The sequence below is a fragment of the Mesorhizobium sp. M8A.F.Ca.ET.021.01.1.1 genome (assembly GCF_003998025.1).
Taxonomy (GTDB): Bacteria; Pseudomonadota; Alphaproteobacteria; order Rhizobiales; family Rhizobiaceae; genus Mesorhizobium.
Genome location: NZ_RZSJ01000300.1, coordinates 1 through 7,138, shown reverse-complemented (window position 1 = coordinate 7,138; position 7,138 = coordinate 1). Strand labels below are relative to the sequence as shown.

Sequence of the window (7,138 nt, the reverse complement as noted above, 5' to 3'; positions counted from 1 at the left end):
GCATCGAGATGGACGACATAGAGCGGCTCGCCCGATGCGATGCCGATGCCACGGCGCTGGCCGATCGTGTAGCGCAATATGCCCTCGTGGCGGCCAAGCACGCGGCCGTCGATATGGACGATGTCGCCCGGATTGGCGGCGGCCGGCTTCAGCTTGGCGATGATGTCGGAATATTTGCCCTGCGGCACGAAGCAGATGTCCTGACTGTCCTGCTTGGCGGCGACCGTCAGCCCCATCTCCTCGGCGATGCCGCGAACCTGCGGCTTCGACAGGCCGCCAAGCGGAAAGCGCAGATAGTCGATCTGCGCCTGCGTGGTGGCGAACAGGAAATAGCTCTGGTCGCGGTCGGCGTCGACCGGCCGGTAGAGGGCGCGGTGGCCACCATTGGCGCCGGAGCGGATGTAGTGGCCGGTGGCGAGCGCATCGGCGCCGAGATCCTTGGCCGTGGCCAGCAGATCGGCGAACTTGACCGTCTGGTTGCAGGAAACGCAAGGAATGGGCGTTTCGCCGGCGACATAGCTCTCGGCGAAGGGGTCGATGACCGCCTTGCGGAACCGCTCCTCATAATCGAGCACATAGTGGGGAATGCCCAGCGTCTCGGAGACGCGGCGGGCATCGTCGATGTCCTGGCCGGCGCAGCATGATCCGGCCCGATGCGTTGCCGCACCATGATCATAGAGCTGCAAGGTGACGCCGACGACATCGTAGCCCTCGCGCTTCAGCAGGCCGGCGACCACGGATGAATCGACGCCGCCCGACATGGCGACGACGATGCGGGTGTTTTCTGGGCGTCCGGGAAGGTCGAGGCTGTTCATGGTGCTTTCATTCTAACGCGGCGTCTGAATGCCAATGTCGAGAATATAGGTCAAGCTTTCCTGCTGCGCCAGCTTGCAGGGCGACCGGCGGCGCGTCGCGAACGCTGCGAATGGATACATTTCTCCCGGCCAAAACAGGGCTTCCAGCCGCATATTTCAAATGCCCGCTAAAAGACTAACGCGGCGTTCACGATCCTTACCTAGTCATTAGGGTCTGCTTAGGCAATTTTTAAAGCTGTGGCGGTAACGTGGCGGGGATTGGGTCTTTGAGTTTTTTGTAGAGAGTACGATGACCGATCTGGTTAGACCTAGAGTCAAATATGTTATCGGGCCTGACGGCAGCCCGCTTACGATTGCCGATCTGCCGCCGACGAACACGCGTCGCTGGGTCATCCGGCGCAAGGCGGAAGTGGTTGCAGCGGTGCGCGGCGGACTTTTGAGCCTTGAAGAGGCATGCCAGCGCTACAAGCTGACCACGGAGGAATTCCTGTCCTGGCAAGCGTCGATCGACGAATACGGCCTTGCCGGGCTGCGCACCACGCGTATCCAGCAATACCGGCACTAGGCCGGCCTCACCACGATCAAAGGGCGCGGCAAGCCGCGCCCTTTTTCTTTCGGAGCGACGGTGTCGCCGCTCAGATCGTCAGTGCCACCTTGCCGATCGGCCTGGTGGCGAGAAAGGCGTGGGCGGCTCCCGCCTGGTCGAGGGGAAAAGTCCTGGCCACGTGGACGGCAAGCTGTTGCGCGTCGATCAACCCAGCGAGCTCGAGCAGGCCCTCGCGGTCGGGCACCACCGACATGCGCTCGACCCTGATATCGCGCGAACTGGCGTCGGCGCGCGTGGCGTCGTTGACATTGAGCAATGACACCAGCACGCCGCCGGGCTTCAGCACCTTCAGGGAGCGATCGGCATGGTCGCCGCCCAGCGGCTCCAGCACCAGGTCGATGTCGCTGATCTGGCTGGTGAAATCACCCTTGGTGTAGTCGATCACCTCATCGGCGCCCAGCTTGCGCACGAAGTCGAGCTTGCCCGGGCTGGTCGTGGCAACGACGTAAGCACCACGCGCCTTGGCGATCTGCACGGCCAGATGGCCAACGCCGCCAGCTCCGGCGTGCACCAGCACGCGTTGGCCTGATTGCAGTGCGCCATGGCGGACAAGGCCTTGCCAGGCGGTGAGACCGGCCAGCGGCAATGCGCCGGCCCAGGTGTGGTCCGCCCTCTTCGGCTTCGGCGCGATCTCATCGGCCGGCACCACCGCCAGTTCGGCGTAGGCCGCGGCCTGCTTGGGAAAGCGCGGCATGCCGAACACGTCGTCGCCGACCTTGAAGCTGGTGACGCCGGCGCCCAGGGCCTCGACCGTCCCCGAAATATCCCAGCCAAGGATGAAAGGCGGCTCGCCGAGCAGCGGATAGTAGCCGGCGCGCACCGCGCCATCGACGGGATTGATGCCGGCCGCCTTGACGCGGACCAGCACCTCGCCGGCCTTCGGCGTGGGATCGGGCAATTCGGCGATGACAAGAACGTCGGGTCCGCCGACGGCATTCTGGGTAACGGCACGCATGAATCTCTCCTGCTGATCGATGCCACTATCATTTGGAGAGTAAGGAGCTATTGTCTAGTATGCACCTTATTGATACATAGGTACCTCATGGATAGTGATTGCGACTCCCCCTTAGGCTATGACGCGTTCCGGCGGACATGTCCGTCGCACACCGTTTTGGAAATGCTGGCCAGCAAATGGGTCTATCTGGTTGTCTGCGCGCTGCGCAAAGGCCGGCTGCGCAATGGTGCGCTTGCCCGCAAGCTCGAAGGCATCACGCCCAAGATGCTGACCCAGACCTTGCGTGTGCTGGAACGTGACGGCCTGGTGCGGCGAGAGGTCTATCCGGTCATTCCGCCACACGTGGAATATGAACTGACGGAGCTCGGCCAGAACCTGGCGGAACTGCTTACCCAGATCAGATCGTGGGCAGAGCAGCATGCGCCCGATATCAAGGATGCCCGGGCAAGGGCGACCAACGGAAATGAGGCGGACTGGGCGGCCTAGGTCTTGTGCGCCAGCAGCACTTCGCGGCGCCAGCCGGCGCTGGTTCAGGTTGCCGTCCCGACAGCGGGCGCGCTTGTGCGCGTGCCGAATAGCGCCGATGTCGGCCGGTTCAGCCGATCATGGCGCTGCGGCCGCCGGTTTCGGCCTCGCGAATCTTGGTATCGCGCGATTCCAGCATCTCAGCCTTGGAAAGCTCCGCTTCAGCTTCGCCGAGTAATGATTCGGCGGCGCTTCGCTGCTGGGCGAGGTCGCCTTGCGAGTTCCTGAGATTGTCGCGGCGCAGACGCGCCGCCTTGGCGAAGGTCGGATAGGCGAAATGGTTGATATCGGTGATGCCGGCTTTCTTTTCCTCGGCGGTGATCTGAAGCTCCAGTTCGACGGCCATGCGCTCGAACTCGGCGATCATCATGTCGAGCTGCAGCATCTGCCGCCGCTTCTCATTCACCTGAAACTGCTTCAGCCGGACGAGGTTTTCACGTGACTTCATGATTCGGTACTCCCGGAAACGCACACCCGCACATATCGTCCAAACCACTTGGAAAGGCCCAAGCACTGCCCGTATCCACCGGCTTTCCCCGCACTATGGGAAACAAAACCCTAAAGTTTTTTGCCGGCGGTAACCATTCGTTTACGGGCATTGTTAATCATACGGGTCAGGGCTTAAGGCCGGGTAAAAATTCCGGCCGCCGAAGCGAAGCCGCGTCGATGAGTCCCTGGAGTCACTTAGTCCAGGTTATTAATGTGTCGCATTAGGAATTTTGGTCTGTGATTCGTTATTAGATTCAAGAGGGTGTAGAAAGGGGTTAAAAAATCTGATACCGTAATGAACGGGAAATTAGGTTTTGTTAACCATTCGATGGCAGCCTCTCTACAAGGCAACCACTGCTCCGGGGCAGGACGGGTCGTGAAATGGTCCGGCGGCAGAAAAGGGGAATGAAATGCGTGTTCTGCTGATAGAAGATGACAGTGCAACCGCACAAAGCATCGAGCTGATGCTGAAATCGGAAAGTTTCAATGTCTATACGACGGACCTCGGCGAAGAGGGTGTCGATCTGGGCAAGCTCTACGACTACGACATCATCCTTCTCGACCTCAACCTGCCCGACATGTCCGGCTACGAGGTCTTGAGAACGCTTCGCCTCTCCAAGGTAAAGACGCCCATCCTCATCCTCTCCGGCATGGCTGGCATCGAGGACAAGGTACGCGGCCTCGGCTTCGGCGCGGACGACTACATGACCAAGCCGTTCCACAAGGACGAGCTGGTGGCGCGCATTCATGCCATCGTGCGCCGCTCCAAGGGGCACGCCCAGTCGGTCATCACCACGGGCGATCTGGTGGTCAACCTTGACGCCAAGACCGTCGAGGTCGGTGGCCAGCGCGTGCACCTGACCGGCAAGGAATACCAGATGCTGGAGCTGCTCTCGCTGCGCAAGGGCACCACGCTCACCAAGGAAATGTTCCTCAACCACCTCTATGGCGGCATGGACGAGCCGGAACTGAAGATCATCGACGTCTTCATCTGCAAGCTGCGCAAGAAGCTCGACGCCGCTTCCGGTGGCCAGAACTACATCGAGACCGTCTGGGGTCGCGGCTATGTGCTGCGCGAACCGGAAGACATCCGCGTCAGCGCCTGAGCGCAGCCGGCAGAGCTTTTCTAAAAAACCCGGCCATGGCCGGGTTTTTGCATTGTAGGCCGACAATCATTTGTTTTTGCGCACTGCCGGACAGACGGCAGGCCGCCGCGGTTCTCCTGGAACAGCGTTCAGGCAGCGATCTTCAAGGCGCGAAAGCGCTCGAGCAGTTGCGGGCGATTGAAGGGCTTCAACAGATAGCCCTGGGCGCCGGCGCGCTTGGCGCGCATGATCGACGCAATATCGAGTTCGACCAGCGAGATCAGGATCTGCGGCTTGATCGGGCTTTCCAAGGCGCGCACGCGCCGGATGAGGTCGATCGCCTGCATGTCCGGCAGGGCGCCGTCGACGACGATGATGTCGGGCATGTCGGCCGCGCACATCTCCAGTGCGTCAAGCCCGCTGGCTGCCTCGATGACCATCATGTCGGAACCGCCCAGGATGCGTTTTGCGACCTTCCTGATGACGCTTGAATCGTCGACGAACATGCAGCGTTTCATTTTCCGGGTCCTCTTTGCCCTTTGGCAATCCGGTCGTGCGGGGCATCTGCGGCGTAGCCTAGACCGATCTGGTAAAGAAGCCGAAAAGCCGTTAGGTAAAATTTTTGCAAAGATACCGTTCGACGCGCTTTTCCTTGCGGAGTGCTTCGGCGTTGCCGCGCAGGCAAAGTTCATCGCACCCCGATTGGGGCGTCAATGAAATATTTCAGATTGAAATACTTTGTTCGATCGCGCTGCCAGCGTCGATTTCAGGCCGCCGAAAGGACGATTTCTTCAGCCGTCGCATGGATCGAAATCGTCATGTTGGCCTCGCGGGCCAGCAGCAGCGTGTAATAGGGCTGCACCGAATGCGCGTCGATCGGCTCCTCCGGCTTGTGACCGGAATGCAGTTCGAGGAATTTCGGCGGCACACGCAGCATCGGCCCGCTTGCCGAAAGCGAAAAACGCGGCTCGGTTTCGAGATTTTCGAGCGTCACCACCAGCTTGCCGCCGCGCGGAATGGCGGCATTGGCAACCAGGAGCAGGTTGAGCAGCAGCTTGACCTTGTTCTTGGGCAGCAGCGCGCGGATGCCGTTCCAGACCAATTCCGGCTTTTCGTTCTTGAGGAAGGCGATGGCGACGGCCTCGGCATCTCCGGTGTCAATCATCATGCCGGCCGAGCCGGCGGCGCCGAAGGCGATCCGGGCGAACTGCAAACGGGCGGAGGCGTTCTTTGCGCTCTGGCGGATCAGCCGCATGGCGTCTTCGTCGGCACCACCTTCGTCGAGCAGTTCAAGCCCGTTGTTGATCGCGCCGACCGGCGAGATGATGTCGTGGCAGACGCGGCTGCACAAGAGCGCCGCCAGATCGGGGGCGGTGAGGGTGAACAGATCGGCCATCGGTGAAAATCCCTGCAAATTCCACTAGTCGTGACCGGGCGACCTGCTATCGCGCTACCCACACGAATCACGTTCCAACCCGAGGCTTTCTGAATACACAGCACTCGTTCGTACAGCAACAAATCCAAGATTGTCGTCGGGGCAAATGGCGTGTTCGCCCAGGCTGCCGGCCCCGCGCGCTCCCCAAACAGCCTTCGAACCGCCATCTTCATGTGGGAATTTAATGGTTGAAAAAGGATTACGGCATAGTTTGCCCCTAACAGTCATCCTTAACGGCCGCCTAAAAAGAGCCGTACGGATGCGAGGCGTCGGCGAAAGTGCTTCATGACGGAGATTGGAAGCATGTTTTCCCGATTCTATGACCGGAGTTTTCTCCGCGTCCTCTCAATGGCGATCACGCTCATGGGCGTTCTCGTCTTCACGACATCGCCCTTGCGGGCCCAGGAGTACACCGCTCAGGAAATTATCGATTCCGGCCACAAGTTCTTCGGCGCGACGTCGGGCGGGTTGGCCACCGTCGTGGAGAAGATTTTCGCCTCCTACGGTCTGCCCAATGGCTATCTGCTCGGCGAGGAGGGATCCGGTGCGCTGATCGGCGGCCTGACCTATGGCGAAGGCACGCTCTACACCAAGAATGCCGGCGATCACAAAGTGTTCTGGCAAGGCCCGTCGCTGGGCTGGGATTTCGGCGGCGAGGGGTCACGCGTGATGATGCTGGTCTACAATCTCGACGATGTCGGCAACCTCTACAATCGCTATGGCGGCGTCGCCGGTTCGGCCTATGTGGTGGCGGGTGTCGGCTTCAACGTGCTGAAGAACAACAATGTGCTGCTGGTGCCGATCCGTACCGGCGTCGGCGCCCGGCTCGGCGTCAATCTCGGCTATCTGAAACTGACCGAGCGGGCGACCTGGAACCCGTTCTGATCTGTCCAACATGATCGAATCGCGGACAGTTTGAACGGATTCCCGAGCCCACGCCCCGAATGAGCCGCGGCAAGCCCTTGCCGCGGTGCCGGATTTCCGCCATGCCAAGATGGCACAGTCCAGCCTTCCAAGTTGTCGTCGATAACGGGTAGTCCTTTGGTTCAGTCGGTCCTGTTCTTTGCCCTCGGCTTTCTCTGTGCCGGCTTTCTGGCGCTGATGGTGGCTCCGGCCGTCTGGCGGCGCGCCGTCGCCCTGACCCGCAGGCGCATCGAGGCCTCCATCCCGCTGACGCAAGCCGAGATCCAGGCCGACAAGGACCGGGTCCGGGCCGAGTACGCCAAG

At 60.9% G+C, this 7,138-nt stretch carries 10 protein-coding genes and 1 pseudogene; 6 read left to right on the top strand and 5 right to left on the bottom strand.

The window, feature by feature from the left end:
- Window positions 1–815 (bottom strand): tRNA 2-thiouridine(34) synthase MnmA (gene mnmA, locus EOA36_RS21555; RefSeq protein WP_127279338.1); only part of this gene is annotated, 815 nt, incomplete at its 3' end.
- Between the two features lie 289 nt (window positions 816–1,104).
- Between mnmA and EOA36_RS21550 the strand changes: the two genes are divergently transcribed.
- Complete coding sequence (locus tag EOA36_RS21550; RefSeq protein WP_006203587.1) at window positions 1,105–1,380, top strand: DUF1153 domain-containing protein; 276 nt, start codon at window positions 1,105–1,107, stop codon at window positions 1,378–1,380.
- Window positions 1,381–1,450: 70 nt separating this feature from the next.
- Here the strand turns inward: EOA36_RS21550 and EOA36_RS21545 are convergent, their stop codons facing one another.
- On the bottom strand, window positions 1,451–2,377 hold the full coding sequence (locus tag EOA36_RS21545) for an NADP-dependent oxidoreductase (protein ID WP_127279337.1): 927 nt from the start codon (window positions 2,375–2,377) through the stop codon (window positions 1,451–1,453).
- A gap of 87 nt (window positions 2,378–2,464) precedes the next feature.
- On the opposite strand from EOA36_RS21545, the gene EOA36_RS21540 reads away from it, so the two are divergent.
- Entirely contained in the window at window positions 2,465–2,863 is a 399-nt protein-coding gene (locus EOA36_RS21540) for a helix-turn-helix domain-containing protein (RefSeq protein ID WP_127279336.1), read from the top strand.
- Window positions 2,864–2,972: 109 nt separating this feature from the next.
- Here the strand turns inward: EOA36_RS21540 and EOA36_RS21535 are convergent, their stop codons facing one another.
- Window positions 2,973–3,350 carry a flagellar export protein FliJ gene (locus tag EOA36_RS21535; protein ID WP_027146385.1) on the bottom strand — a complete coding sequence of 126 codons (378 nt, stop codon included), beginning with the start codon at window positions 3,348–3,350 and terminating at the stop codon, window positions 2,973–2,975.
- Between the two features lie 451 nt (window positions 3,351–3,801).
- On the opposite strand from EOA36_RS21535, the gene ctrA reads away from it, so the two are divergent.
- Complete coding sequence (gene ctrA, locus EOA36_RS21530; protein WP_006203583.1) at window positions 3,802–4,497, top strand: cell cycle two-component system response regulator CtrA; 696 nt, start codon at window positions 3,802–3,804, stop codon at window positions 4,495–4,497.
- A gap of 128 nt (window positions 4,498–4,625) precedes the next feature.
- Here the strand turns inward: ctrA and EOA36_RS21525 are convergent, their stop codons facing one another.
- Window positions 4,626–4,994, bottom strand: a complete 369-nt coding sequence (locus EOA36_RS21525; protein WP_127279335.1) for a response regulator — start codon at window positions 4,992–4,994, stop codon at window positions 4,626–4,628.
- Between EOA36_RS21525 and EOA36_RS37360 the strand changes: the two genes are divergently transcribed.
- Entirely contained in the window at window positions 4,909–5,193 is a 285-nt protein-coding gene (locus EOA36_RS37360; protein ID WP_189553297.1) for a hypothetical protein, read from the top strand. The two genes, EOA36_RS21525 and EOA36_RS37360, sit on opposite strands and share 86 nt — an antisense overlap.
- A gap of 49 nt (window positions 5,194–5,242) precedes the next feature.
- Here the strand turns inward: EOA36_RS37360 and EOA36_RS21520 are convergent, their stop codons facing one another.
- Window positions 5,243–5,872: a histidine phosphotransferase family protein gene (locus EOA36_RS21520; RefSeq protein WP_127279334.1), complete on the bottom strand. Its 630-nt coding sequence runs from the start codon at window positions 5,870–5,872 to the stop codon at window positions 5,243–5,245.
- Between the two features lie 387 nt (window positions 5,873–6,259).
- Here EOA36_RS21520 and EOA36_RS21515 point away from each other — a divergent pair, with 387 nt between their 5' ends.
- Window positions 6,260–6,796: an EipA family protein gene (locus tag EOA36_RS21515; RefSeq protein ID WP_245458768.1), complete on the top strand. Its 537-nt coding sequence runs from the start codon at window positions 6,260–6,262 to the stop codon at window positions 6,794–6,796.
- A gap of 156 nt (window positions 6,797–6,952) precedes the next feature.
- Window positions 6,953–7,138: pseudogene (locus tag EOA36_RS21510) on the top strand (hypothetical protein); the annotation flags it as partial.

Coding starts and splice junctions, on each gene's coding strand:
- EOA36_RS21550 (WP_006203587.1), top strand. CDS start 1,105: ATGACCGATCTGGTTAGACCTAGAGTCAAATATGTTATCGGGCCTGAC.
- EOA36_RS21545 (WP_127279337.1), bottom strand. CDS start 2,377: ATGCGTGCCGTTACCCAGAATGCCGTCGGCGGACCCGACGTTCTTGTC.
- EOA36_RS21540 (WP_127279336.1), top strand. CDS start 2,465: ATGGATAGTGATTGCGACTCCCCCTTAGGCTATGACGCGTTCCGGCGG.
- EOA36_RS21535 (WP_027146385.1), bottom strand. CDS start 3,350: ATGAAGTCACGTGAAAACCTCGTCCGGCTGAAGCAGTTTCAGGTGAAT.
- ctrA (WP_006203583.1), top strand. CDS start 3,802: ATGCGTGTTCTGCTGATAGAAGATGACAGTGCAACCGCACAAAGCATC.
- EOA36_RS37360 (WP_189553297.1), top strand. CDS start 4,909: ATGACCATCATGTCGGAACCGCCCAGGATGCGTTTTGCGACCTTCCTG.
- EOA36_RS21525 (WP_127279335.1), bottom strand. CDS start 4,994: ATGAAACGCTGCATGTTCGTCGACGATTCAAGCGTCATCAGGAAGGTC.
- EOA36_RS21520 (WP_127279334.1), bottom strand. CDS start 5,872: ATGGCCGATCTGTTCACCCTCACCGCCCCCGATCTGGCGGCGCTCTTG.
- EOA36_RS21515 (WP_245458768.1), top strand. CDS start 6,260: ATGGCGATCACGCTCATGGGCGTTCTCGTCTTCACGACATCGCCCTTG.